This window comes from Dehalococcoidia bacterium (assembly GCA_025054935.1).
Lineage (GTDB): Bacteria > Chloroflexota > Dehalococcoidia > SpSt-223 > SpSt-223 > JANWZD01.
In genome coordinates, this window is the sequence record JANWZD010000078.1 from 1 (window position 1) to 545 (window position 545).

Genomic DNA, 545 nt, shown 5'->3' on the forward strand with positions numbered 1-545 from the left:
GTCCACGGCGGCGGTGTCGTGCTCGTCCAGCAGCTGCGCCACCCAGTCCCGGCCCAGCTTGCGCCGCAGGTAAAAGAGCGCGCCCACCTGCACCTCGCTCAGGCCGAGGATGCCGGCCAGCATCTCCACGTCCTCCGGCTCGATCTGGTCGAGGCCGATTTGCAGCACGCCGTCCACGGTGCCGCCGCGCGCGCGCGAGGTCTGCGGGTCGAGCGTGATGACGTGCACGCGCCCGTCGCCGAACAACTGGCGCAGCCCCTTGTACTCGCGCCCGTGCTCGTCGCGCACCGCCCAGCCGTAATCGTTGTGCATGTCGAAGATCAGGTTGACGGCGACGTTGGCTCGGACGATGCCGGCCAGGATGGTGCGGGTGATGAAGCTCTTGCCCGTGCCGCTCTTGCCGAACACGCCGGACGAGCGCTCGACGAAGCGTTTGAGGTCGAGATTGACCTTGATGTTCTCCATATCGAGCGGCTCACCGATGTGCCAGTGCGTCTCGTCCTCGCCGCCGAAGATGCGGGCCACGTCCTCGGGCGTGGCTTCGT

General features: G+C 67.7%; 1 protein-coding gene. It reads right to left on the minus strand.

Features of this window, described 5'->3' with window-relative positions:
- Positions 1-545 (minus strand): ATP-binding protein (locus tag NZ773_16350; protein ID MCS6803495.1); only part of this gene is annotated, 545 nt, incomplete at both ends.